The sequence below is a fragment of the Embleya sp. NPDC020886 genome (assembly GCF_044333915.1).
In the GTDB taxonomy this organism is placed as follows: Bacteria; Actinomycetota; Actinomycetes; order Streptomycetales; family Streptomycetaceae; genus Embleya.
On sequence record NZ_JBIRRX010000015.1, the window covers coordinates 1 to 22,442 of the forward strand.

Below are 22,442 nucleotides of genomic sequence, written 5' to 3' on the forward strand. Positions count from 1 at the left end.
ACCGTTTCGGCGGCTTCGCTTTCCTCGCTTTCGGCTTCCACCGCGTTTCCGCGCTTTCCGCCTTCCGGACTCTAGCAGATCCTGCGACCCGCTTTCCGTCCGTTGCTTTCCGCCTTCGAAACTTTCGTTTCTTCGGCTTCCGGCTCTTCGAGCTTAGCAGATTCGGTAACCCGTTTCTGCCACGCTCCGGCCGATTGGGAATTCCAAAACCACACGCACAAGAACAGCAAATAGCCCAACCCGTCGCGAATGAACGCGACCGATGATCGAGTAATTCGATGGTGATGCTGCGGCAGGAATGCGATCCTTGACGGACGCCCCGCTCGACTCTGGCAGAGACTACCAGACTGTCGCGCCGTTGAACAACTTTGCGACAACCCTTCGAATCTACGTGTGCGGCCGGTGGACTGTCAAGATCACCCCTTCAGGCGACCATCGGCAGTTCGTCCGCGACGTCCGAGGATGCCACATCCCCCTGCTCCCCGGCGAATTGGCCTCGGCGGCCCAGGATCACCACGTAGCCCAGGAACAGGGCCTCGGCCGTCACGCCGATCGCGATGCGGCCCCAGGTCGGCAGGCCCGACGGGGTCACGAATGCCTCGATGACGCCGGAGACGACCAGGACCAGGGCCAGGCCGAGGGCCATGCCCAGGGCGATGCGGCCCTCCTCGGCGATCGCGCGGGCCCGGGTGCGGGGGCCCGGGTCGATCACCGTCCAGCCCAGGCGCAGGCCCACGCCCGCCGCGATGAAGACCGCGGTGAGTTCGAGCAGGCCGTGTGGGGTGATGAGGCCGAAGAACACGTCCAGGCGACCCGCGTCGGCCATCAGGCCGGCCGAGATGCCGACGTTCATCGCATTGCTGAAGACGATGTAGATCACCGGCAGGCCGAGCAGGATGCCCAGGGCCAGGCAGCCGGCCGTCACCCACGCGTTGTTCGTGGCCACCTGGGCGGCGAAGGAACTCGCGGGGGCGCTGGAGTAGTAGGTCTCGAAGTCCCCACCGGGGCGGGTCAACCGGCGGATGTCCTCCGGGGCGGCGACCGCGTCGCGGACCGCCGGGTCGTGGGCCACCCAGGCGGCGATGATCGAGGCCAGTGCGACGAAGACCAACGCGGTGACGCCCCACCAGCGGCGACTGCGGTAGACCGCGACGGGGAATCGAACGGTCAGGAACAGCACCGCCTCCCGCCAGGCCGGAGTACGGGGGGCGGTGACCGCCGAGCGGGCTCGCGCGGTCAGGGTGGAGAGTCGGCCGACCAGCACCGGGTCGGGCGCGGCGGAGCGGATCGTCGACAGGTGGGTGGCCGTGCGGCGGTACAGCGTCACCAGCTCGTCCACCTCGGGGCCCGACAATCGCCGCCGGCGGCGGGTCAGTTGTTCCAGGCGTTGCCACTCGTGGCGGTGTACCGCGACGAACACGTCGACATCCATACGGTGCATCCTCTCTGGGAGTGGCATCGACGCACACACTGGAGGTGGACGTGTCCGAGCTCGTCACGGGGGAGGCGGTCGCGCTCGACCTGCGGCCGGCCCGGTTGCCCAGTCGGGCGATCGCGATGGCGATCGACGTGGTCGCGCAGGTGGCGCTGCTGCTGCTCGCGGTCTGGCTGGTGTCGCTGGCGGTGCCGGTCGCGGACGAGGCGCTCGCGACGGCGTTGTTGTTGTCGATTCTGGTGTTGGTCGTGGTCGGCTGGCCGGTCGCGTGGGAGACGACCAGTCACGGGCGGTCGCCGGGGAAGATGGCGCTGGGGCTTCGGGTGGTTCGCGACGACGGCGGGCCGATTCGGTTCCGGCACGCGTTGGTGCGGGCGTTGATCGGCTTCTTCGCGGATTTCTGGACCACGTTCGGGTGTGGCGCGGTGTTCTCTTCGCTCGCCTCGAAGAACGGCAAGCGGCTCGGCGACATGGTGGCCGGGACGTTCGTGGTGCGGGAGCGCACTCCCGGCGCGCGGCACTTGCCGCTGCCGCTGCATCCGGCCGCGTCGGCGTGGGCGACCGGGATCGAGTTGTCGGGGCTGTCCGACGATCTGGCCTTGGCCATTCGGCAATTCCTGTCGCGGCGGGGTGATCTGGATCCGGCGATAGAGGCGTCGCTGGGCCTGCGGCTGACGGCGGATACCGCGAACCGGATCGGTATCGGCCCGCCACCCGGAATGCACCCGGTGGTGTATCTGGCCGCGGTATTGGCCGAGCGGCAGCGGCGGGACTGGGAGCGGTACGCGGGCGGGCCGCGTGGTTTCGCCGCCGAGGCTCCCGCGGGTGCCGGGGCCGCGGCGTGGATGCCCGCGCCGCCGGCGGCACCCGCCGCGGCACGGCCGTCGGAGCCGGCTCCGGGTCGGACGCCGGCCTGGGCGCCGGTCCACGAGCCGGCCCCCGCGCCCGAGCCCGCTCAGCCGCCCGCCACCCCTGCCGGCACCACACCCGAGGTTCGACCCGCCCCGGTCGTACCCCCCGCCGATCCCGAGCGCGGACCGCGACCCGGGTTCACCCCGCCGTCGTGATCCGCCTGTTCGGGGGTGTGTCGAGGGCTTCGAGTTCGATGCCGGGGGCGGCGAGGACCACGTCGCCGCTCAGGTGCACGGTCGTGCGCTCGCCGGTGGCCAGGTCGTCCACCTCGTAGCGTTCGACGAGCAGGCCGTCGTGGGTTTCGACCTCGGCCAGGGTCCAGGAGCGGTCCACCGTGTGTGCCGCCAGCACCGGCTCGGTCAGCGCGATCAGGCGCAGCCGCGCGGAGCCGCCGGGGGCCAGGTTCAGCAGGGTCGCGGTGGCGATCAGGAAGGCGGGCGAGCGACCGGTGAAGCCGGCGGCCTTCGCCTCGGCCTCGATCGCCGGCTCGTCCACGTTCGGATCGGCCGCGCCGCGCAACCACACCACCCCGGCCGCGCCGTCCACGACCGTCGCGCCGCCGCGCACCCGCCAGCCACCGGCGAGCGCCTCCAGGCGCAGTGGCCGGCCGCGCGCGTCCAGGGTCAGGTCGATGCCGCTTCCGGTGTAGCGCCACCCGATCGGGCCGGGTGCGCAGGAGAAGCGTTCCTCGCCGAGCGGGGTGCCGTCGTGCGGGTCGTGGAAGGAGTAGGTGCCTGAGGGCATGCGCGGACCCTACGACACGCTGGGTTCGCCGGCGGCCACCACGCGCAGGAGCAGGGCGGTGAAGGTGGCCCGCTCGGCGGGGTCGAGCGGGGCGAGCAGTTCGTCCATCGCGGCGTCCACGAGCGGTTCCTGGCGGACCAGCCGCTGTTCGCCGGCGGGAGTGGTGGTGATCGCGTTCTTGCGCCGGTCGCGGGGATCGGGGGTGCGGGTGACCAGGCCGTCGGTCTGGAGAGCGTTCAGGATCGCGACCATGTCCTTGGGGTCGATGCCCACCGCGCGGGCGAGTTCGGCCTGTGCGACCGGGCCGTACTCGCGGACCGCGATCAGCACCAGGTGGTGCAGCATCGGCATGCCGTCCGAAGCCAGTGCCTCCCGGACCAGTCCCCGGCCGTGGGCGGCGGCGCGACCGAGCAGCCAACTGGGCAGGGCGCGGATCCGGGCGGGGGCGGGCAGCTTGTCGACCATGGGGGCAGCCTACCCGGAGAATCGTTGGACTTTCCCACGACCGAGTGCATATCGTTGGGGTTCCCCATGATGTTCGCCAGGTTCTCGGAGGTGTGTGTGCGTCGCGTTCGCTATTACGAGTACGGCGGTCCGGAAGTGTTGCGGGTGGAGGAGGCCGAGGCGCCCGAGCCGGGGCCGGGCGAATTGCTGATCCGTACCGAGGCGATCGGGGTGGGCCTGCCGAGCGTGCGGAAGGTGCGCGAGGGTGGGCCGCCGCTGCCCGGGGTGTTCGGCGGGGAGGTGGCCGGCGACGTGGCGGCGATCGGTGCGGACGTCACCGGATACGCGGTCGGGGATCGGGTGGTCGCGATCTCGTTCACCAACGCCTATGCCGAACTGGCCCCGGCACCGATCTTCACCGCGTCGCACATCCCGGCCGCCGCGAGCACCGTGGACGCGGTCGCGCTGGTGCGCGGCGGCCAGGTCGCGCTCGCCGCACTGGCCTCGGCCGGCTCGGTCGAGGGGAAGTCCGTCCTGGTCACCGGCGCCGCGAGCGGGGTCGGTCATCTGGCCGTGCAACTGGCCCGGGTATGCGGCGCCCGGCGCGTGGTGGCGGCCGTCGGCTCGCTCGACAAGGCCGACTTCCTGCGCGGTCTGGGCGTCGACGACGTGGTGCCCTACGACGCCCGGTCGTGGGGCGAGCCGGTCGACGTCGTGCTCGACGGGGTCGGTGGTGACGTACTGCCGCGCGCGGTGGCCGCGCTCGCGCCGTTCGGACGGCTGGTCTTCTTCAACTCCGGCGGCGGAACGGTGCCCGCGTGGGAACTGCTCGCGGGCGCGCGGACGATCACCGGAATGTCGATGGCGCGGTTCGCCACCGCGTTTCCGGAGCGGTACGAACGGCACGGGCGGGAACTGTGGGACCTGGCGGCGGCGGGCCGGCTCCGGGTCGCGGTGCACGAGACGTTCGCCCTCGCGGACGCGGCGAAGGCGCACGCGGTGATCGAGGCGCGCGCCAACCTCGGCAAGGTCGTGTTGCGACCGTAGGCGGCCCGGCCGGCTTGCTCGCTCGACCGCCGCGAGCGTTCGCCTCGGGGCACGGCCCGAGCTTCGGCGCGACCCGACCGGCTCGCTACTCGCTCACCCGCCGCACTGCGCGAGCATCGCCTGCTTGTCCGCGTCGGTCACCGGCAGGTCGTACTTGATCGAGACCTGCGCGTAGCGCACCACATACGAGCAGCGGACCACCTTGTTCGGCGGCAGCCACGTGGCCGGGCTCGAATCGCCCTTGCCGCCGTTGATCGGGCCGTCCACCGCGAGCAGGTTGAGCGGATCGTTGGCCAGTCGGCGGCGCTTGTCGGCGTCCCACTGCGCGGCGCCCATCTGCCAGGAGGCGCTGAGCGGGACCACGTGGTCTATCTGCACCGCGGACGCCTTGGCCTTGGTGAACGCTATGTCCTTGCCGGAGTACGGATCGGGCAGCGTCATCGTGTTCACGACGCAGCCCTTGTCGTCCTTCCACCGGGTCCCCTGGCCGTCCCGCTTGAGGATGTCGTCGCGGGTGTCGCAACTGTTCCTGCCGAAGGGGACGTCGGTGACGCTGTCGGTCCAGGCCGGCCCGTACTTCTGCCGGTCGTAACCGGTCTGCGGGCCGCGGGCCTTGGTGTTCACCCGCCCGATCAGCGTCCGGGCCCGGGTCAGGTCGGCGGCCGAGGTCAGCGGCGCCAGGCCCGGGCCGGTGCCTTGCTCGTTCTGCAGCGGGTCGACCGCCGAGCCGCCGGCCGGGGCCGAGGCGCCCGCGGCGGACTTGGACGACTCGGCGCCGGCCGCGGGTTCGGCCTTGGAGCCGTCGCCCTGACAAGCCGTCAGTGCGGCGCCGGCCAGCAGGACGGAGATGGATATGTGCGCGCGCCGTTGCATGCGACCGCCCCCCGAGGGATGTCGTGGTGTCGTTGCCCGATGGTGGTCCGGAAACAGGCCGGGCGGCGCACGATCCGTGCGCCGCCCGGCCTGTCGAAACGATCGGTGTCGAACCGATCGAGGTCGATGTCGGTGCTCGGCACCGACGGTCGGGATCAGTAGCGGTAGGCGTCCGTCTTGTACGGGCCCTCGACCTTGACGCCGATGTAGGCGGCCTGCTCCTCGGTCAGCGTCGTGAGCTTGACGCCCAGCGCGTCCAGGTGCAGGCGCGCGACCTTCTCGTCCAGGTGCTTGGGCAGCACGTAGACGCCGACCGGGTACTCCTCGGGCTTGGTGAACAGCTCGATCTGCGCGATGGTCTGGTTCGCGAAGCTGTTGGACATCACGAAGCTCGGGTGACCCGTCGCGTTGCCCAGGTTGAGCAGCCGGCCCTCGGACAGCACGATCAGCTTCTTGCCGTCGGGGAACGTCCAGGTGTGCACCTGCGGCTTGACCTCGTCCTTGACGATGCCCGGGATCTTGGCCAGACCGGCCATGTCGATCTCGTTGTCGAAGTGGCCGATGTTGCCGACGATCGCCTGGTGCTTCATCCGCTGCATGTCGGACGCCATGATGATGTTGAAGTTGCCGGTCGTGGTGACGAAGATGTCACCGATCTCGACGACCTCGTCCAGCGTGGTGACCTGGTAGCCGTCCATCGCCGCCTGGAGCGCGCAGATCGGGTCGACCTCGGTGACGATCACCCGGGCGCCCTGGCCGCGCAGCGACTCGGCCGAACCCTTGCCGACGTCGCCGTAGCCGCAGACGACCGCGACCTTGCCGCCGATCAGCACGTCGGTGGCCCGGTTGATGCCGTCGATGAGCGAGTGGCGGACGCCGTACTTGTTGTCGAACTTGCTCTTGGTGACCGAGTCGTTGACGTTGATCGCCGGAAAGAGCAGCGAACCGGCCTGGAACATCTCGTACAGGCGGTGCACGCCGGTGGTGGTCTCCTCGGTGACGCCCATGATCCCGGGGGCCATCGCGGACCACTTGCCCGGGTTCGCCGCGAAGCTCGCGCGCAGCAGCGCCAGGAAGACCGTGTACTCCTCGGAGTCGGCGTCGGTCGCGTCCGGGACGGCGCCGGCCTTCTCGAACTCGACGCCCTTGTGCACGAGCATCGTGGCGTCGCCGCCGTCGTCGAGGATCATGTTCGGACCGTCCTGGCCGGGCCAGTTCAGCGCCTGCTCGGTGCACCACCAGTACTCCTCCAGGGTCTCGCCCTTCCAGGCGTAGACCGGCACGCCGCGCGGCTCCTCGGGGGTGCCCTCGGGGCCCACCGCGATGGCCGCGGCAGCGTGGTCCTGGGTGGAGTAGATGTTGCAGGAGACCCAGCGCACCTCGGCGCCGAGCGCGACGAGCGTCTCGATCAGCACCGCGGTCTGCACGGTCATGTGCAGCGAGCCCATGATCCGGGCGCCGGCCAGCGGCTGCGACGCGGCGAACTCGCGACGGATCGACATCAGTCCGGGCATCTCGTGCTCGGCGAGGGTGATCTCCTTGCGGCCGAACGCGGCGAGGGAGAGGTCGGCGACCTTGAAATCGCCGTCGAGCTGCGAAGCCATGGTTGGATCCTTCTGCGGAGGGGGTGGATGGGACTGGAGACACACCGGTGCCGCGGGCGCCGATGCCGTGCCATCCAGTCGGACACTTCTGTGCCTACGGGTCCCGGACCCGACCGCCCTCTGCAGCGACTGTCGTTGTGCGCCAACGACGTTAACACCTCAGTGGTCGGCGATGTGCGGGTCCTTGCCCCCGGGCGTGGCCTCGGGGTCGGCGCCGCGCGCGGCCTCGTCCGGACGGTATATGTCCGGCTCCAGGTAGATCACCCGGGCGATCGGCACGGCCGCGCGCACACGTGCCTCGGCGGCGTCGATCGCCCGGGCCACCTCGGCCGCGGTGTCGTCGTGGTTGACCGCGATCTTCGCGGCGACCAGCAGTTCCTCCGGGCCCAGGTGCAGCGTGCGCATGTGGATCAGCCGCTCGACGTCGGGACCGGCCACGATGGCCGCCTCGATCGCCCGGACCGTCTCCACCCCTGCGGCCTCGCCGAGCAGCAGGCTGCGGGTCTCCAGCGCGAGCACGATCGCGATCAGCACCAGCAGCACGCCGATGCACAGCGTGCCGATCCCGTCCCACACCCCGTCACCGGTGGCCACCGCGAGGCTGACCCCGGCCAGGGCCAGGACCAGGCCGATCAGCGCGCCGAAGTCCTCCAGCAGCACGATCGGCAGCTCGGGCGACTTGGCCCGGCGGATGAACTGCGGCCAACTCAGCGCGCCCCGGTGCAGGTTGGACTCGGCGATCGCGGTCCGGAAGGAGAAGGCCTCCAGCACGATCGAGAAGACCAGCACGCCGACCGCCCAGTACCAGCTCTTCAGTTCGTGCGGATGGGCGATCTTCTCGTAGCCCTCGTAGATCGCGAACATGCCGCCGACGGAGAACAGCACGATGGAGACCAGGAAGCCGTAGATGTAGCGCTCGCGGCCGTAGCCGAAGGGATGTTCGGGCGTGGCGTTGCGCTGCGCCCGTTTGCCGCCGACCAGGAGCAGCACCTGATTGCCGGAGTCGGCCAACGAGTGCACGCCCTCGGCCAGCATCGACGAGGACCGGGTGAAGGCGAAGGCCACGAACTTGCCCACCGCGATGCCCAGGTTCGCCGCCAGTGCCGCGACAACCGCCTTGGTTCCGCCACCCGCGCTCATAGGTCGACTCCCACCCGTTGGTTGACCATCGTCGTCGGCCGCCGACTACCGTTCGTCGGCGATCAGTGTGCCATCGGGCACGCGCCTACTCCGGCAGGCTTGCCTCGATGTGGCCCGCGTCGATCGCGCCGCGGTGCTCAGGGGCACGGGACGGTCGCCCGGAAGACCAGGCCGTCGTCCCCCTCGACAGTGACCGCGACGCGCGGTTCACCCGCGCGAACGTACACCGATTGGCCGCGCGCCAGGTCGAGCACCGCGCCGTCCGCGCCGGTCGCGGTCGCGGCGCCGCGCACGCACAGCAGGATCTGCGGGCCGGCGGTGTCCAGCAGGTACGGCGCACGGCCCGAGGTGGCCCGCAGTCGGGAGAGCCGGAAGTCGGCGACCGGGGTCGCGTAGACCTCCTCGCCCGGGTCGACCTCGGTCGGCTCGGGGCCCAGGATCTCCACCGGGCCGGCCCGGAAGGCCATGATCCGCAGCAGTTCGCCGACGTCGATGTGCTTGTCGGTCAGGCCGCAGCGCAGCACGTTGTCGGAGTTGGCGAGGATCTCGACCACGACGCCGTGCAGGTAGGAGTGCGGCATGCCGGCCGCGAGGAAGACCGCCTCGCCCTCGCGCAGCCGGATGTGGTTGAGCAGCAGCGCCACCGCGACGCCCGGGTCGCCCGGGTGGCGCTCGGCCAGGCCCGCGACCGCGGCGCAGGCCCCCGCGTACGGGGATCCGTTCGCGGCCAGCCGGCGGCAGGCGGCGGCGACCGCGTCGACCACGCCGATTCGCAGGCGGGCGGGCAGCATGAGCACGTGCGTGGTCGCCGCGCGCAGTGCCGCCTCCTGGTCCGGGTTTCGCAACGCCCGTGCGAACGGGGCCAGTTCCGGGACGTCGAGGGCGTCGAGGAGCTTGAGCGTGCCGGCGATCTCGCGGTAGCCGACCAGACCTTCGAAGTCGCCGAGCGCGCAGATCATCTCCGGCTTGTGGCTGGAATCGCGGTAGTTGCGGTGCGGGGCGTCGATCGGGACGCCGCGCGCCTCCTCCTCGGCGTAGCCGTGCCGGGCCTGGAGCGCGTCGGGGTGCACCTGGAGCGAGAGCGGTTCCTCCGCGGCCAGCACCTTGAGCAGGAACGGCAGGCGCGGGCCGAACCGGGCCGTGGTGTCCGCGCCGAGTTCGCCCTCGGGGTCGGCGGCGATCAGCTCGACCAGCGAGCACGGCCCCTGCCCCCGGTCGATCTCGGAGGGCGCGCCCGGGTGGGCGCCCATCCACAGCTCGGCCTGCGGTCGGCCGCTGGGGGCGACGCCGAGCAGTTCGGGGATGGCCGTGAGGGAACCCCACGCGTTGGCGCGGATCCGGTTGACGAGGCGGTCCATGGCTAGCGGGGACCACCTTCGGTCCAGGAGAACAGGCCCGGTACGGCGGGGCCGACGCCGGTGCCCAGGGCCAGGTAGACGGCGGCGAAGTCGGTCACCGCGATCAGCTCGGCGAGCCGTTCCAGCGGGCTGCCGCCGCGGGCGCCGACCTCGCCGACGGCGGACTGGCCGAGCGCGCCCAGCGTGCGTCGGGCCCGGTCCAGGGGCGCGGCGGTGTCCTGGTCGTCGTGGTCGACGAGCAGCACCGGGTACATCCGCACCGGCTCGGGCTCGTCCACCCGGTCGCGGAAGAAGTCGTCCGGGTCGGCGACGTCGGCCGCGTCGCCGGCGGTGAAGACCCGGTCCTGGTAGCGGCCCGCGAGGGGCAGCGCGCCGGACAGCGCGGGGGTGGCGGCGACGCCGACGCACATCGTCGCGAAGCGCTCGGCGGCCACACCGGCGACGGTGCCCGCGCCCCAGATCACCGGGATGGTGCCGGCGATCGCGACGGCCAGCCCCTTGGCGGGGTTGAGGTAGGCGTCGGCGGCGGGCCGGCAGCGGGTGCTCGCCTCGTCGAGGCGGTCGGCCATCGCGTCCACGCTCGCCAGTGCCTCGCCGGGGGCGAACGCGCTCGCGCCGACCGCGCCGGTGAGCGCCAGGAGCGCGGTGAACAGCGGCCAGAACGCGGTCTGCGCGGCGAACACGGTGTGATCGGCGTAGCCGGTCGTGCCGACCGGGGCGGCGTCGACGGGAACCGGGACCACCACACCGCGGGACTGCTGCACGGCGGCGTCGAGCGGCGACCCGGCGGGAGTGGCCGCGGCCACCTGGCAGCCGCGTCGGTACGCCTGCCCGGCGAGTTCGATCAAGCCGGGCTCGTCCCCTCGACCGGCCAACAGCACGAGGTCCATCGGACCGGCCCAGCCGGGCAGCACGCCGCCCGCCGCGAGCACCAGCGGCAGCGCCGCGTCCGCGCCGGTGACCGCGCGCAGCGCATGGCCCAGCGGCCCGTACGCGGGCGCGGCCAGGATCACCGTGCGCGGGCGGTCCCGGGGCGCGATCGCGGCGGGCACCGCCTCGCGCGCGGCCTGCACGGCCCGGCGCACCTGTGCCCCGGCGCCGGCCAGGGCGCGCAGCGTGTCCGCCGCGTCGGCCCGGGCGATGCCGTCCTGGTCGTCCAGCAGGCCCTCGTCGAGGATGTTCATGCCCGCGCGGTACCGGGCCGGCGGGCCTCGTCCACGAGCAGCACCGGAATGTCGTCGACGACCGGGTACACCAGTGCGCACGCGGAGTTGTCGCAGGCCAGCGCGGCGTCCCCGTCCCGGTGCAGCGAGGCGTGGCAGACCGGGCAGGTCAGGATCGCCAACTGCGACGGTTCCAGATTCACGACATCTCCCACTTTTCCGGCCGGCCGCGCCGATTCGTACCCACTCGCCCCGATTCGGCGCGGCGGCCGTCCGATTGAACCCACCACACTACCGAGCCGACCGGTCAGCCCCGGACGAGTGCCAGCACCTCGTCGCGGACCGCGATCATCGTGGGCTCGTCGTCGGCCTCGACATTGAGCCGCAACAGCGGCTCGGTGTTGGAGGCACGCAGGTTGAACCACCACCGGTCGGCCACCACGGTCATCCCGTCCAGGTCGTCCACCACGGCGGTGGGTCGGCCCTCGAACGCGGCGCGCACCTTCGCGGTCGCGGCCGCCTGGTCGGCGACCTCGCTGTTGATCTCGCCGGACGCCGGGTAGCGGTCGTACTCGCTCGCGAACACGGACAGCGGCAGGCTCTGGCCGCCGAGCGCGGCGAGCACGTGGATCGCGGCCAGCATGCCGGTGTCCGCCCGCCAGAAGTCGCGGAAGTAGTAGTGCGCGGAGTGCTCGCCGCCGAAGATCGCGTCGGTCTTCGCCATCTCGCCCTTGATGAACGAGTGGCCCACCCGGGTGCGCACCGCCCGGCCGCCGTGCTCGGTGACGATCTCCGGGACGGCACGCGAGGTGATCAGGTTGTGGATGATCACCGGCGCGTCCTCGCCGTTCGCCCTGGCCCGGGCGATCTCGCGGACCGCGACCAGCGCGGTGACCGCGGACGGCGAGACCGGGTCGCCGTTCTCGTCGACGACGAAGCAGCGGTCGGCGTCGCCGTCGAAGGCCAGGCCCAGGTCGGCACCGCTCTTGCGTACCTCGGCCTGGAGGTCGACCAGGTTCTTCGGGTCCAGCGGGTTGGCCTCGTGGTTGGGGAACGAGCCGTCCAGCTCGAAGTACAGCGGGACGATCTCCAGCGGCAGCCCGCTCGCGGCGCCCAGCACGCTGGGCACGGTGTGTCCGCCCATGCCGTTGCCCGCGTCCACGACCACCTTGAGCGGTCGGATGCCGGTCAGGTCGACCAGGCCCAGCAGGTGCGCGGCGTAGTCGGCCAGCACGTCGTGCTCGGTGATCGTGCCCGGTTCGCCGGTGTACTCGGGCACGCCCGCCTCGGCGAGCGCGCGGATGTCGGCCAGGCCGCTGTCCTGGCCGATCGGGGCGGCGCCCGCGCGGCACATCTTGATCCCGTTGTACTGCGCGGGGTTGTGGCTGGCGGTGAACATCGCGCCGGGAAGGTTCAGGCTGCCACTGGCGAAGTAGAGCTCGTCGGTGGAGGCCAGGCCGATGAGCGTGACGTCCGCACCCTGGGCGGCGGCGCCGGCGGCGAACGCGCCGGACAACTCCGGCGAGGACGGCCGCATGTCCCAGCCGATCACGATCGCGTCGGCCCCGGTGACCCGCACGAACGCCGCGCCCAGTGCCCGCGCGGTGTCGGCGTCCAGTTGCTCGGGGACCACACCCCGCACGTCGTACGCCTTCACGATCTGGGAGAGGTCGCGCACCCGAAGACTCCACTCGCTTGGCCGCGGTCCCGATTCGCCGCGGTAATGGCCGTTGACCGTCGATCCCTGCCCCGCGGACGACGCATCAGACCCTATCGGCCGGCGGTCAGCTCTCGGGTGAGCGCAGAACGCGCAGGTGACCGCGCCGACCGGCCTCGGGACGGCCGTCCCGGTCCGGCGGCTCGGGCGCGGGTTGCGGGGGTTGTGGCGGGCGGGCGGCCTCGCGCACGGCGTTGGCCAGCGCCTCGAGGTCGTCGCTGCTGGGCTTGCCCGCGCTCGGATCCGGCGCCAGGCGCACGACATCCCAACCACGCGGCGCGGTCAGCCGCTCCGAGTGCTCGGCGCACAGGTCGTAGCAATGGGGCTCGGCATAAGTCGCGAGAGGGCCCAGGACGGCCGTGGAGTCGGCGTAGACGTACGTCAACGTGGCGACTGCGGTTCGGCCGCAGGCGGTCCGCGAACAGCGACGTACAGGGCTCACGACGATGGACGGTACCGCAAGCGGGCCGAACCCGCGTCGTATCCGGGTGCGGTGTGACTCACGTGTCGCTCCTCACAGGGTGCGGACGGCGTCTCGCACCGCCGTTCGGCGCCCCGATCCGAGTGCGAACGAGCCCGCCCGGACCGATCCGCATCGGGCCGGCAGGCCCTAAGCTCGTCCCGTGCACAACGAGCACTCGGTCCCCTCTTCTCCTCGTGAGCGTGACCGGCGGCGCCGTAGTCGGCGCGACCGGCACGGCCGCGGCATGCGCGGTCCGCTCGCCCCGCCCCCCGTGCCGATCGCGCTGACTCGCGCGCAGCGGTTCGACGACCTCGCCGCCGACGTCGTCGAACGGCTCGCCAAGCGCTGGCCGCAACTGGAGGAGGTCCGCTTCGCGGTCCTGGACGTGCCCGAGGCCGAAACCGCGGTGAACGGCGACGAGGCGGTGGCGCTGGGCCGGCTGGTGCCGGCGACCAAGGGGGTCCCGGCGACGATCATCTTGTACCGCCGCCCGCTCGAACTGCGCGCCGAGGGCCGCACCGAGCTGGAGATGCTGGTCAACGACGTGCTCGTGGAGCAGGTCGCCGACCTGCTCGGGATGGATCCGGACACCATCGACCCCGACGACTGAGCGGCAGGCAGGAAACGACCCGGCCCGGGTCCCCGTCGAGGGGAGCCGGGCCGGGTCTTTTTCCGCGTACGGCGGCGCTACTTCTGCGGGACCAGCAGGGACAGGTCCTCGCGCGCGTTGGGCACCACGACGGTCTCGGTGGTCGGCACGAACGGCTGCACCGTGAACGCGGCGGTCTTGCCCATCGTCTCGGTGATCGTGCGCACCGCGTGCACCGGCTGCGAGCCCGGCAGCGGTTCGGCGATCACCGCGAACCGGGCGGCGCCGGGGGGCACCGGGGCGGGCACCTGGATCGTGGTGCCGGCCGGCACCTCGACGTCCGCGGACACCGGCTCGCCCTTGTCCCCGATCGAGGTGAGTTTGACCTTGGCCGGGCCCTTGGGCGCGGTGAGCGAGACGGTGCCGGTGACCGCGCCGCCGGAGCGGTTCTCCGCGACCACCGCGCGTCCGGCGAGTTCGGGCGTGGCGGCCAGGAAGGCCACCTCGGCGTCCGCTCCGGTGCCCTGCACCACCCGCACGCCGGCGATGATGTCCGCGCGTCCGGAGGTGAGCCGCAGGGCGCCCGCGTCGCTGCGGTTGACCGGGCCGAGGTCGATCACCGTCAGCTTGGTGCCCTTGACCTCGGTGCTCTCGTGCTCGACCGGCTTGAAGGTGTTCACCTTGCCGGCCACGGACAGTTGCACGTCGGTGTTCTCGCCGCTGGGCGAGAGCAGCATGAGCTGCACGTTGCCCGCGTCGCCGGTGATCGCGGGCAGGCCGGTGATCACCAGGTTGCGGCCCGGCGCCCCGGCCGAGGGCAGCCAGTCGGTGCCCACCGCGCCCTCCTGGTCCCGGATCGCCGCGCCGACGCGGCCGGTGCGGGCGATCACGTGCACCGCCACGCCCGGGAAGACCGCGCTCGGGTTGAGCGTGCGCAGCAGCACCGGCAGCGTCGCGCCGGGCGCCAGGGACAACCCGCGGCCCGCCTCGGCGTCGATCGGACCGTTGGGCCCGAACAGCTCCACGTCGACCACGGCCGGCGTGTCCTTGCTGTTGGACAGGTACAGGTACGCGTCGCGGTTCTCGGCGGTGGAGGTGCCCACGAACCAGCGGTCGGTGGTCGGCGCCTCGCAGGCCAGGCCGGCCAGGCCGCGACCGGCGCCGCTGGGTACCCGGGTGACCGCGCCGGCCGTGAAGCCCGGCGCGAACGCCCCCGCGGCGTTGCCCACGAGCGGCGGGACGTCGATGTTGTCCACGTTGAAACTCGCGAGCTTGCCCGGGGCCTCGACCTTGGTGCGTGCCTTGGTGCGGTCGCCGAGTTCGACGACGCTCGCCTCACCGCCGCTCGTGGGGTTCTGCGCGGGCGGGGTCAACGCGGAGACCACGGTCGAGCTGCCGGGCAGCTCGCGGATCGTCGGACAGCTCAGCTCGGACTGCTGCATCGGCACCCGGCCCGCCGCGGGCGGCGGTGCCGCCTTGCTCTCGGTCGGGCGGGTGACGATCGCCAGGCCGACGACCGCGGCCAGCAGCGCGACGACGACGGCCAGGGAGAGGGTGGTGCGCTTCACGGGCGGTCTCCCTGCGAGGGCGGCGGCCAGGGTTGGTCACCCGGGCTCGGCTCGGGCGGCCAGCCGCCGCCTTGGTCCGGGTAGGCGTTCGGGTCGTACTGCGGCGCGGGCACCACGTTGCCGTACTCGTCGTAGACGGGGTGCTGCGGCTGGGGCGGGACCCAGCCGTAGGAGCCGGCCGCGTCCGACCCGTCCGGCGCACCCGGCGCGGCCGGGGCGCCCTGGTCGTACTGGTAGCCCTGGTAGTCCGGGTAGCCCTGGTACTCCTGCCCGTAGTCCTGCTGCGGGTACTGCTCGTAGGCCGGTGTCGCGGTGGCGTCGTAGGACGCGCCGTTCCACGCCTCCACCGGCACCGGCGCCTCGGCCGGGTCGGTGCGCTGCTCGGGGAAGCCGAACGCGTCCGAGCCCTCGGCGGCCACCGCGACCGGTACCGCCTCCGGGGCCGGCACCGGCTCCTCCGACTCGGCCTTGGCCCGCCGGGCGCGGCGCCCGGTGCCCTCACCGGCGGCCGGGGCCGCCGGGGCGTCGGCTTCCGGCAGGTCGTCGTCGGTGCCGCGTCGACGGGCGGGCAGCGCCATGACGAACACGACGAACACCAGGACGCCCTGGACGAGCAGCCAGATGCCGTGTCCGCCGGACGAGTGCACGATTTCGAGCCGGCCCGCCTCGGGCCGCAACTCGAAGCCCTGCGCCCAGCCGTCCAGCGTGCGGGCGGTCAGCTTCCGGCCGCCCTGGGTGGCCTCCCAGCCCGAGTCGGCGCGCTCCGCGAGTCGCAGGATCCGACCCTGGGGGCCGGCCTCGATCCGGGTGGACACGCCCTCGCGGGTGGAGGGGACGGCCGCGCTGCGACCGTCGGGGTCGACGATCAGCGCGCGGCCGACCGGATATTGCAGACGCCACAGGGTGGCGCCCTGGGTCGCGCCGACCCGGGCCAGGCCCGGCGTGCCGTCCAGGCGGGCGGCCAGTTCGCCGCCCACCGGCGGCTTGAGCTGCACGAACTCGATGCCGTACGGGGCGAGCATGCTCGCGCTCGCGCCGCCGCCACCGGAGAGCAACTTGCCCAGGAACGTGTCGAACTGCCGGTACGTGGACGCCTTGGGCGCCAGTTCGGCGTCGCCGAGCACCGGGCCCGAGCCACGCACGATCGTGTAGGCGACGTTGCCCGGCTCGGGCGAGGTCAGCACCAGCGTGCGCGGATGGCGCGGCCCGGCGGCCTCCTCGGCCACGAACGCGGGCACCACGACCGGGTCGCGGCGCTCCAGCGGCCCGTTCGCGCCCTGCCACAACCAGACGCCGGCCGCCGCGACCGGGGTGAGCCCGGCCAGCACGGTCAGCACCACGGCGGTGGGCTGGCGCCAGCCGAAGCTGCCGGCCGCGACCCGGGTACGGGCGTCCTCGGCGCCGACCATCGCCGCGGCGACGTAGCCGAGCGCGATCACCACCACGGCCGTGCCGGGCCAGGCGGGCACCTTGTCGCCGGTGGCCTCGACGGTGAGTTCGACATGGCTGACCACGATCGCCAGGAGCAGGCCGACCAGGGCCACCGCCCACGCGCCCAGCACCGCCGCACGCCGCGAGTCGCGCAACAGCGCGGCCAGCGCCACCAGCAGCAGCGCGCCGGTCAGCCACAGCGGCAGGGTGCCGGGACCGCCCGGGTCCAGGAGCAGCAGGCCGACCGGGCTGGTGCCCTTCTCGGCCAGCGCGTCGCCGGCCAGCCCGGGCTCGGTCAGGAACAGCTTGGGGTTGCCCGCCAGGGCCAGGGTCCACGGGCCGAGCAGGACCAGCGGGGTGCCGAGCACGACGCCGATGCGCACCAGCAGGCCCGGGCCCGGTCGCGGGCCGAGCAGTCCGGCGAAGGACACCCCGACGGCGATCAGCGCGAGCAGCGCGACCGCGAGCCACAACAACGGGGCGAACGCCGCCGCGACGGCCAGCGCCAGGCCGGTGGCCCAGCCGGCGCGCATGGACGGCTTGAGGTCGCCGGCGCCGAACACCTGGGCCGCGCCGCGCGCGACCACGGGAGCCAGCACGAGGGCGACCGCGGTGCCGATCCGACCGGAGGCGATCGCGCCGGTGGCCACGGGGGTCAGCGCGTACACGGCCGCGCCCCACACCCGCACGCCGGGCGCGGACACCAGTCGGCGGGTGCACAGGTAGGCGCTGATCCCGGCCAACGGGACGCTGCCGATCAGCAGTACCGCGACCGCGGTGCCGGCCTTGCCGAACAGCAGGGTCGCGAACGCGGCGAGCGCGCCGACATAGGGCGGGGCGCTCGCCGCCTCGCCGAAGCCGACGCCGTGCCAGGTGTCGCGGTAGCGGTCCCACAGATCCGCCGCACCCTCGGGTGGGGGCAACAGGGCGCCGCCGAACAGGCTTCCGCCGCCGAGCAATTCGCGGGCGGCGAACAGGGTGATCAGGGTGAGCGCGACGGCGAGCGAGAGTCCGGGGCGGCGCATCAGCACGCGCAGCTTGACGAAGCTCTCCGAGTCGAGCGACTCGGCGTCCTCGTCGACCGGGCCCGATTCCGCGCTGCTGTGTCGGCCGGAGCGGGTCTCCGGCTCCTCGCTGCGCCGCAGGTTGCCCAGCAGCCCCTCGGCGGCATGGCGCACGGTGGCCGCGCGGCTGGGGAACAGGTCGCCCAGGTCCTTGTCGGACGTCGTCCGGGTGCGGGCCCGGGCCCGGCGCGCGGACAGGAATCCGCCGGGGCGCAGCAACACCGAGATGGTGCCGAGCAGTTCGTCCAGGGCCATGCCGGGCAGCTTGCCGAGCAGGTAGCCCAGGCTGCGGAACAGACCGCCGAACAACAGCCGGAACCAGAGCAGCGGCCAGCCCGCGCCGGTGGTGTTCGCCAGCAGGGTGTAGGCGGCCCCCGCGCGGTCCACCCGGTGCGGGCGGTTCGCCGCGACGTCGATCGGTCGGCGCTCGCGCGTGGCCGCCTCGGCGTGTTGCACCACCGCGTCCGGCACGATCACCACGCGGTGGCCGGCGGCGTTGACCCGCCAGCCGAAGTCGGTGTCGTCGCGCGAGAGCGGCAGGTGCGGGTCGAAGCCGCCCAGACCCTCCCACACGTCGCGGCGCACCAGCATGCCCGCGCTGGAGACGGAGAGCACACCGCGCACCGCGTCGTGCTGGCCCTGGTCCTGCTCGCGGCGCTCCAGGCCGGTCCAGCGTCGGCCGCTGCCGGTGAGGGTGGTGCCGACCTCGAGGAGTTGCCTGCGGTCGTACCAACTGCGCACCTTGGGGCCGAGCACGGCCGCGGAGGGCAGTTCGTCGGCGGCGCGCAGCAGCAGGTGCAGCGCGTCGGGTGCGGGCTCGCTGTCGTCGTGCAGGAGCCACAGCCACTCGACCGGTTCGGTCGACCGCGGCGGGCGGTCCTGGTCGGTGTCGCCGTACGGGTCGGACGCGTCGTACGCGTCGATCCGATAGGGCAGGGACGCGGGATCGAGGTGCGGCGCGGCACGCAGGGCTTCACTCACGGCGGCACCGAACGCGGTCCGTCGCTCGGCGTGCAGCACCGAGCCCTGACCGAGCGCGTCCTCCAGCAGACCGGCCGAGGCATCGGTACTGCCGGTGTCGACCGCGACGACGCGCTGGACCGGGCGCTCCTGACCGAGCAGGCCGGTCAGTGTGCCGGGCAACCAGCGTGCCCCGTCATGGGCGACGAGGATCGCGGTGACTATGTGCCGTGAAAAAGCCGGAGCTTGCGCGTATGCCGACTGATGGCTGAAAAGTGACATCGAGTGCGGTGACCCCGGGGGGCTCGAAGCGGCGTGGTACCAGCGGTCCGGCATCCGGCCGAACGGCGAACACACTACGCGACGGGCACCCCGCGCCCGCTCTGCTCGGGGTCGCGGCCTCGGCCGACGCCCCTGGGCGGGCGATGCTCAGCGGGCGTCGCTCAGACGGCCGCCTTCTTGAGTCGGCGCCGCTCGCGTTCGGACAATCCGCCCCAGATGCCGAAGCGTTCGTCGTTGGCCAGCGCGTATTCCAGGCACTCGTCGCGCACCTCGCACGCGAGGCAGACCTTCTTGGCCTCTCGTGTCGAGCCGCCCTTCTCCGGGAAGAAGGACTCGGGGTCGGTCTGCGCGCACAGTGCCCGCTCCTGCCAACCGAGCTCCTCCTCCTCGCTCTCGCCGTCGGCGACCAGTAGCTGGAACAGCTCGCCCATCGCGTGCCTCCTCGACCCGTTTTTGCGTCCCCGTGATTAAGCCGTTACCGGTAACGGTTCACGACGTGTGTGAAATTACAAGCGCGTCGTTGCTGCGACGTCAAGCCGGGCTCTGCTATTAGGGCGGGGATTCACTCCCCGGGACCACAGCAATCCGGATTGACCACATAAATGGACAGATCCGGACAAGCACTGTGCCATGCGATCGCTTCGACGTTCCGGGCGGGAGCGTACCGGCGGGAGTCGCGGCGACATTCGATGCCAACCCGTGATGACCTCTGCAATGGACTACGCCTCACACCGTCCGCGCAGTTCCCGGGACGGGCCCGAAAACCGCGATGATGACCGAGGTCACACATCGACGTCGCTTGCCGATGTCACCCGGAAATGGGCCTCCCCGTGCCCTGCGGGCTTCAATCCCTTCCCAGGATTCCTCACCCGAATCGGGCAGCGGGCGTCCGATTGGGGTGCGGAGCGGCGCGGGCGCACCGCGGCGAGTTGACACGGCCACCCCGTAGACGGTCTTCTTTTCCCATGTCCGCACGCTGCAGCCGGTACCGGAGTCGTCCTGTCGACGTCCGTCGGGTGTTCAGCGCGCTGTGTCCGCCGTGCGACCACGTGTACAGCTGTTGTCCGGGCTGTATCGCCTGAGGACGCCTTTTCGGCTGTCCTCCGCGCAAGCGGCGGCACTCTTTTCCCCCTTTATCGGCACGGCCGTTCGATTCGGTCGAATGTCCGTTCGGGATGTTGTCGGCCGCTCGCGTGTTCGCTTTCGCTCCGTCGCGTTCGCCTGATCCGCCGCGCCAGAAACAAGCGCAGACATCTCGAAGGACTCCCCTATGTCCAGCGACATCACCGTCGCCGGCGACCCGCTCGCCGCCCCCGCCGTGCTCGCCCTCCCCGTCGCTCCCCCCGTGCGTCCGGCCGTCGCCCGGCTCGCCGCGCTCGCCCGGCAGCATGCCGGCCTGGTCGCGGCCGAACTCGACCAGGTCCGCTACGACCCGATCTCCCGCTGGTACAAGCGGCTCGCCGCGACCGAGGACATGGAGGTCTGGCTGCTGAGCTGGCTGCCCGGCCAGGGCACCGGACTGCACGACCACGGCGGCTCGTCCGGCGTGTTCACCGTGGTCTCCGGCGAACTGCACGAGCGCTCCCTGGTGGTCACCCCGCTGCGTCGGGCCGGCGCCCGCGAGCGGGTGCTCACCGCCGGCACCACCCGCGTGTTCGGGCCGACCTATGTACACGAGGTGACCAACATGGGCACCGAACCGGCGATCAGCGTGCACGTGTACACGCCGCGGCTGGACTCGATGAATCTGTACGACGCCGGCGAGGACATCGCGCGGCCCAGCTTCGCGCCGCTGCGTCGGGTCGGCGTCGAGCGTTCGGGAGAGCAGTGGTGAGCGCGGTCGACCGACTCCTGGAACAGGCTCGGGCCAAGCTCGCCCGGGTGACCCCCGAACAGGCGCACGCCGCGTTCCACGACGGCGCGGTGCTGGTGGACACCCGCCCCGACTTCCAGCGCGACGCGGACGGCGCGGTGCCGGGCGCGTTGGTGATCGAACGCAACCACCTGGAGTGGCGCCTCGATCCCGAGGGCACGGCGCGGGTGCCCGAGGCCACCGGCTACGACCTGCGCGTGGTCGTGTTGTGCGACGAGGGCTACGCGTCCAGCCTCGCGGCGGCGTCGCTGGTGGACCTGGGCCTGTCCGGGGCGACCGACCTGATCGGCGGCTTCCAGGCGTGGAAGGCGGCCGGCCTGCCGGTGGTGCCCGCCCCGGGCCGCAATCGTCGGTAGAGCGCCGCGCCGAGCACAAGCAGCAGCGCCGCACCGTAGCCGATCTGGTGGGTGGCCCGGATCTGATCCGGGGTCAGCTCCAGGCCCCAGGTGAGATAGAGGGCATATCCCGCCGGGCCCAGCGCGAGCCACTCCGGGCGCCGCCCGTCCAGCGCCACCAGCGCGACCACGAGCAGCGCGTACCAGGGGTAGGCCGGGGTCAGCACGAACAACATGCCGCCGGTCATCGTGAGCGCGCCCTGCCACGGGCGGTCCGGGTCGGCGCGGGCGGCCACCACGACGGCGAGCACGATCAGTACGACGACGGCCGCGTAGGGGGTGAGGCCGGTCGGCAGCACCAGTCCGAGCAGGCCGAAGCGCGCGCCGTCGTCGTACCGTTCCTCCTCCAGGTAACCGGGCAGGTAGCCGAACACGGCCGGCCCGACCGCGAGCACGTGCGGAAGATAGACCAGCAACACGGTGAGCCCGGCCGAGGCGAGCAGCCGCACCGGCGACCGACGCAGCCCACCGACCAGGGCCGCGGCCGGAAACATCTTCGTCGCGACGGCACCGCCGAGCAGCACCCCGCCCAGGATCGCCCGGCGCCCGGCGACCGCGGCCAGTCCGAGCACCATCAGCAGCACGCCCAGCACGTCCACGTGCGCGTTGTTGCCCGCCTCGATCGCGACCATCGGACACCACGCCCACAACACCGCGTGTCGGGGATCGCGGCCGAACCGGCGCAACATCACGAGCAGCGCGAGGGTCACCAGCACGGCCAGCAACGCGGCGGCGGCCTGGACCGGTTCGCGCCGGCCGGACGGGGTGACCACGTGCACGAGCCAGTAGTACGCCTCGGCCACCGGCGGGTAGATGGTGTGCACGTCGGGCCGGTTGATCCGGGTGCACGAGCCGTCCGGCAGCGGGTGTTTGAACCACCCGGCGCACTCGCCCCTCGGGAACAACCACGCGTCGCGGAAGCCGGCCACCTCGGGATCCGCCGGGGCGTGCGCGTACGGCGAGCGGCCCGCCGCCTGGACCCGCCCGTCGAACGCGTAGCGGTAGGCGTCGTCGCTGGTCCGCGGCGGCGCGCCGGCCGCCAACGCGGGCAGCGCGAGCGCACCGATCAGGATCAACGGCACCGCGCGGCGCACCGGCAGCCGATGCACGAGCCGGACACCGAGCGCGAACAACACCCAGGCGACGCCGTACACGACGTACACGCCCACACTGCCGGGGTGCGTCCACGGGCCGTACACCGCGCAACCGACGGCGCCCGCCAGGCCGAGTCCGGTGCCGGCGGCGGCGATCGTGGTCGTGGTGCTCCTGGTCGGGCCGGTGTCGGCCGTGCTGTTCGGGGTCGCCGTGCTCGATGACATGGCGCGAGTCTGTGCGTCGCGAGGCCGTTTTCGGGGCATCCCGGGCCGACCGTCAGCACTT

Annotated in this window: 20 protein-coding genes and 1 pseudogene; 6 read left to right on the forward strand and 15 right to left on the reverse strand. The window is 72.5% G+C overall.

Features of this window, described 5'->3' with window-relative positions; translation table 11 throughout:
• Window positions 1–266 (forward strand): hypothetical protein (locus ACH4U8_RS36580; RefSeq protein WP_395782583.1); only part of this gene is annotated, 266 nt, incomplete at its 5' end.
• 158 nt (window positions 267–424) lie between these two features.
• On the opposite strand, the gene ACH4U8_RS36585 is transcribed toward ACH4U8_RS36580, so the two are convergent.
• Entirely contained in the window at window positions 425–1,432 is a 1,008-nt protein-coding gene (locus tag ACH4U8_RS36585; protein ID WP_395782584.1) for a stage II sporulation protein M, read from the reverse strand.
• 50 nt (window positions 1,433–1,482) lie between these two features.
• On the opposite strand from ACH4U8_RS36585, the gene ACH4U8_RS36590 reads away from it, so the two are divergent.
• Window positions 1,483–2,502 carry an RDD family protein gene (locus ACH4U8_RS36590; RefSeq protein ID WP_395782585.1) on the forward strand — a complete coding sequence of 340 codons (1,020 nt, stop codon included), beginning with the start codon at window positions 1,483–1,485 and terminating at the stop codon, window positions 2,500–2,502.
• On the opposite strand, the gene ACH4U8_RS36595 is transcribed toward ACH4U8_RS36590, so the two are convergent.
• Window positions 2,486–3,091: a hypothetical protein gene (locus ACH4U8_RS36595; protein ID WP_360323340.1), complete on the reverse strand. Its 606-nt coding sequence runs from the start codon at window positions 3,089–3,091 to the stop codon at window positions 2,486–2,488. The genes ACH4U8_RS36590 and ACH4U8_RS36595 overlap by 17 nt on opposite strands.
• Before the next feature lie 9 nt (window positions 3,092–3,100).
• Entirely contained in the window at window positions 3,101–3,556 is a 456-nt protein-coding gene (locus tag ACH4U8_RS36600; protein ID WP_395782586.1) for a MarR family winged helix-turn-helix transcriptional regulator, read from the reverse strand.
• Between the two features lie 96 nt (window positions 3,557–3,652).
• Here ACH4U8_RS36600 and ACH4U8_RS36605 point away from each other — a divergent pair, with 96 nt between their 5' ends.
• Window positions 3,653–4,582 (forward strand): zinc-binding alcohol dehydrogenase family protein, encoded by a 930-nt coding sequence (locus ACH4U8_RS36605; RefSeq protein ID WP_395782587.1) that lies wholly within the window; start codon window positions 3,653–3,655, stop codon window positions 4,580–4,582.
• Between the two features lie 93 nt (window positions 4,583–4,675).
• On the opposite strand, the gene ACH4U8_RS36610 is transcribed toward ACH4U8_RS36605, so the two are convergent.
• The 8 genes from ACH4U8_RS36610 to ACH4U8_RS36645 form a co-directional block, all read right to left on the reverse strand.
• Window positions 4,676–5,455, reverse strand: coding sequence for an HNH endonuclease family protein (locus ACH4U8_RS36610; protein WP_395782588.1), 780 nt, complete (start codon window positions 5,453–5,455; stop codon window positions 4,676–4,678).
• 155 nt (window positions 5,456–5,610) lie between these two features.
• Window positions 5,611–7,059, reverse strand: coding sequence for an adenosylhomocysteinase (gene ahcY / locus ACH4U8_RS36615; protein ID WP_379992248.1), 1,449 nt, complete (start codon window positions 7,057–7,059; stop codon window positions 5,611–5,613).
• Between the two features lie 159 nt (window positions 7,060–7,218).
• Entirely contained in the window at window positions 7,219–8,199 is a 981-nt protein-coding gene (locus ACH4U8_RS36620; RefSeq protein ID WP_395782589.1) for a cation diffusion facilitator family transporter, read from the reverse strand.
• A gap of 137 nt (window positions 8,200–8,336) precedes the next feature.
• Window positions 8,337–9,557, reverse strand: a complete 1,221-nt coding sequence (manA, locus tag ACH4U8_RS36625) for a mannose-6-phosphate isomerase, class I (RefSeq protein WP_360323350.1) — start codon at window positions 9,555–9,557, stop codon at window positions 8,337–8,339.
• A 2-nt stretch (window positions 9,558–9,559) separates the two neighbouring features.
• Window positions 9,560–10,741: an SIS domain-containing protein gene (locus ACH4U8_RS36630; RefSeq protein ID WP_360323352.1), complete on the reverse strand. Its 1,182-nt coding sequence runs from the start codon at window positions 10,739–10,741 to the stop codon at window positions 9,560–9,562.
• Window positions 10,738–10,923 carry a Trm112 family protein gene (locus tag ACH4U8_RS36635; RefSeq protein WP_360323354.1) on the reverse strand — a complete coding sequence of 62 codons (186 nt, stop codon included), beginning with the start codon at window positions 10,921–10,923 and terminating at the stop codon, window positions 10,738–10,740. Before ACH4U8_RS36635 ends, ACH4U8_RS36630 begins: the two co-directional genes overlap by 4 nt.
• A gap of 104 nt (window positions 10,924–11,027) precedes the next feature.
• Window positions 11,028–12,398, reverse strand: a complete 1,371-nt coding sequence (locus ACH4U8_RS36640) for a phosphomannomutase/phosphoglucomutase (RefSeq protein WP_395782590.1) — start codon at window positions 12,396–12,398, stop codon at window positions 11,028–11,030.
• Window positions 12,399–12,504: 106 nt separating this feature from the next.
• Window positions 12,505–12,879 carry a DUF3499 domain-containing protein gene (locus ACH4U8_RS36645; RefSeq protein ID WP_026219631.1) on the reverse strand — a complete coding sequence of 125 codons (375 nt, stop codon included), beginning with the start codon at window positions 12,877–12,879 and terminating at the stop codon, window positions 12,505–12,507.
• 265 nt (window positions 12,880–13,144) lie between these two features.
• Between ACH4U8_RS36645 and ACH4U8_RS36650 the strand changes: the two genes are divergently transcribed.
• Window positions 13,145–13,510: a metallopeptidase family protein gene (locus ACH4U8_RS36650; protein ID WP_355545354.1), complete on the forward strand. Its 366-nt coding sequence runs from the start codon at window positions 13,145–13,147 to the stop codon at window positions 13,508–13,510.
• Between the two features lie 77 nt (window positions 13,511–13,587).
• On the opposite strand, the gene ACH4U8_RS36655 is transcribed toward ACH4U8_RS36650, so the two are convergent.
• The 3 genes from ACH4U8_RS36655 to ACH4U8_RS36665 form a co-directional block, all read right to left on the reverse strand.
• On the reverse strand, window positions 13,588–15,057 hold the full coding sequence (locus ACH4U8_RS36655; protein WP_395782591.1) for a DUF5719 family protein: 1,470 nt from the start codon (window positions 15,055–15,057) through the stop codon (window positions 13,588–13,590).
• Complete coding sequence (locus ACH4U8_RS36660) at window positions 15,054–18,848, reverse strand: glycosyltransferase (protein WP_395782592.1); 3,795 nt, start codon at window positions 18,846–18,848, stop codon at window positions 15,054–15,056. Before ACH4U8_RS36660 ends, ACH4U8_RS36655 begins: the two co-directional genes overlap by 4 nt.
• Before the next feature lie 107 nt (window positions 18,849–18,955).
• A complete protein-coding gene (locus tag ACH4U8_RS36665; protein WP_360323362.1) occupies window positions 18,956–19,225 on the reverse strand; it encodes a WhiB family transcriptional regulator in 270 nt (89 codons plus the stop codon).
• An 839-nt stretch (window positions 19,226–20,064) separates the two neighbouring features.
• On the opposite strand from ACH4U8_RS36665, the gene ACH4U8_RS36670 reads away from it, so the two are divergent.
• Window positions 20,065–20,628, forward strand: a complete 564-nt coding sequence (locus tag ACH4U8_RS36670; RefSeq protein WP_360323364.1) for a cysteine dioxygenase family protein — start codon at window positions 20,065–20,067, stop codon at window positions 20,626–20,628.
• Window positions 20,622–21,023: a rhodanese-like domain-containing protein gene (locus ACH4U8_RS36675; protein ID WP_379991016.1), complete on the forward strand. Its 402-nt coding sequence runs from the start codon at window positions 20,622–20,624 to the stop codon at window positions 21,021–21,023. Before ACH4U8_RS36670 ends, ACH4U8_RS36675 begins: the two co-directional genes overlap by 7 nt.
• A gap of 212 nt (window positions 21,024–21,235) precedes the next feature.
• Here ACH4U8_RS36675 and ACH4U8_RS36680 read toward each other — a convergent pair.
• Window positions 21,236–22,420 (reverse strand): annotated as a pseudogene (locus ACH4U8_RS36680) (glycosyltransferase 87 family protein); the annotation flags it as partial.
• Between the last annotated feature and the right edge of the window lie 22 nt (window positions 22,421–22,442).

Coding starts and splice junctions, on each gene's coding strand:
- ACH4U8_RS36585 (WP_395782584.1), bottom strand. CDS start 1,432: ATGGATGTCGACGTGTTCGTCGCGGTACACCGCCACGAGTGGCAACGC.
- ACH4U8_RS36595 (WP_360323340.1), bottom strand. CDS start 3,091: ATGCCCTCAGGCACCTACTCCTTCCACGACCCGCACGACGGCACCCCG.
- ACH4U8_RS36600 (WP_395782586.1), bottom strand. CDS start 3,556: ATGGTCGACAAGCTGCCCGCCCCCGCCCGGATCCGCGCCCTGCCCAGT.
- ACH4U8_RS36610 (WP_395782588.1), bottom strand. CDS start 5,455: ATGCAACGGCGCGCGCACATATCCATCTCCGTCCTGCTGGCCGGCGCC.
- ahcY (WP_379992248.1), bottom strand. CDS start 7,059: ATGGCTTCGCAGCTCGACGGCGATTTCAAGGTCGCCGACCTCTCCCTC.
- ACH4U8_RS36620 (WP_395782589.1), bottom strand. CDS start 8,199: ATGAGCGCGGGTGGCGGAACCAAGGCGGTTGTCGCGGCACTGGCGGCG.
- manA (WP_360323350.1), bottom strand. CDS start 9,557: ATGGACCGCCTCGTCAACCGGATCCGCGCCAACGCGTGGGGTTCCCTC.
- ACH4U8_RS36630 (WP_360323352.1), bottom strand. CDS start 10,741: ATGAACATCCTCGACGAGGGCCTGCTGGACGACCAGGACGGCATCGCC.
- ACH4U8_RS36650 (WP_355545354.1), top strand. CDS start 13,145: ATGCGCGGTCCGCTCGCCCCGCCCCCCGTGCCGATCGCGCTGACTCGC.
- ACH4U8_RS36660 (WP_395782592.1), bottom strand. CDS start 18,848: ATGCCGGACCGCTGGTACCACGCCGCTTCGAGCCCCCCGGGGTCACCG.
- ACH4U8_RS36665 (WP_360323362.1), bottom strand. CDS start 19,225: ATGGGCGAGCTGTTCCAGCTACTGGTCGCCGACGGCGAGAGCGAGGAG.
- ACH4U8_RS36670 (WP_360323364.1), top strand. CDS start 20,065: ATGTCCAGCGACATCACCGTCGCCGGCGACCCGCTCGCCGCCCCCGCC.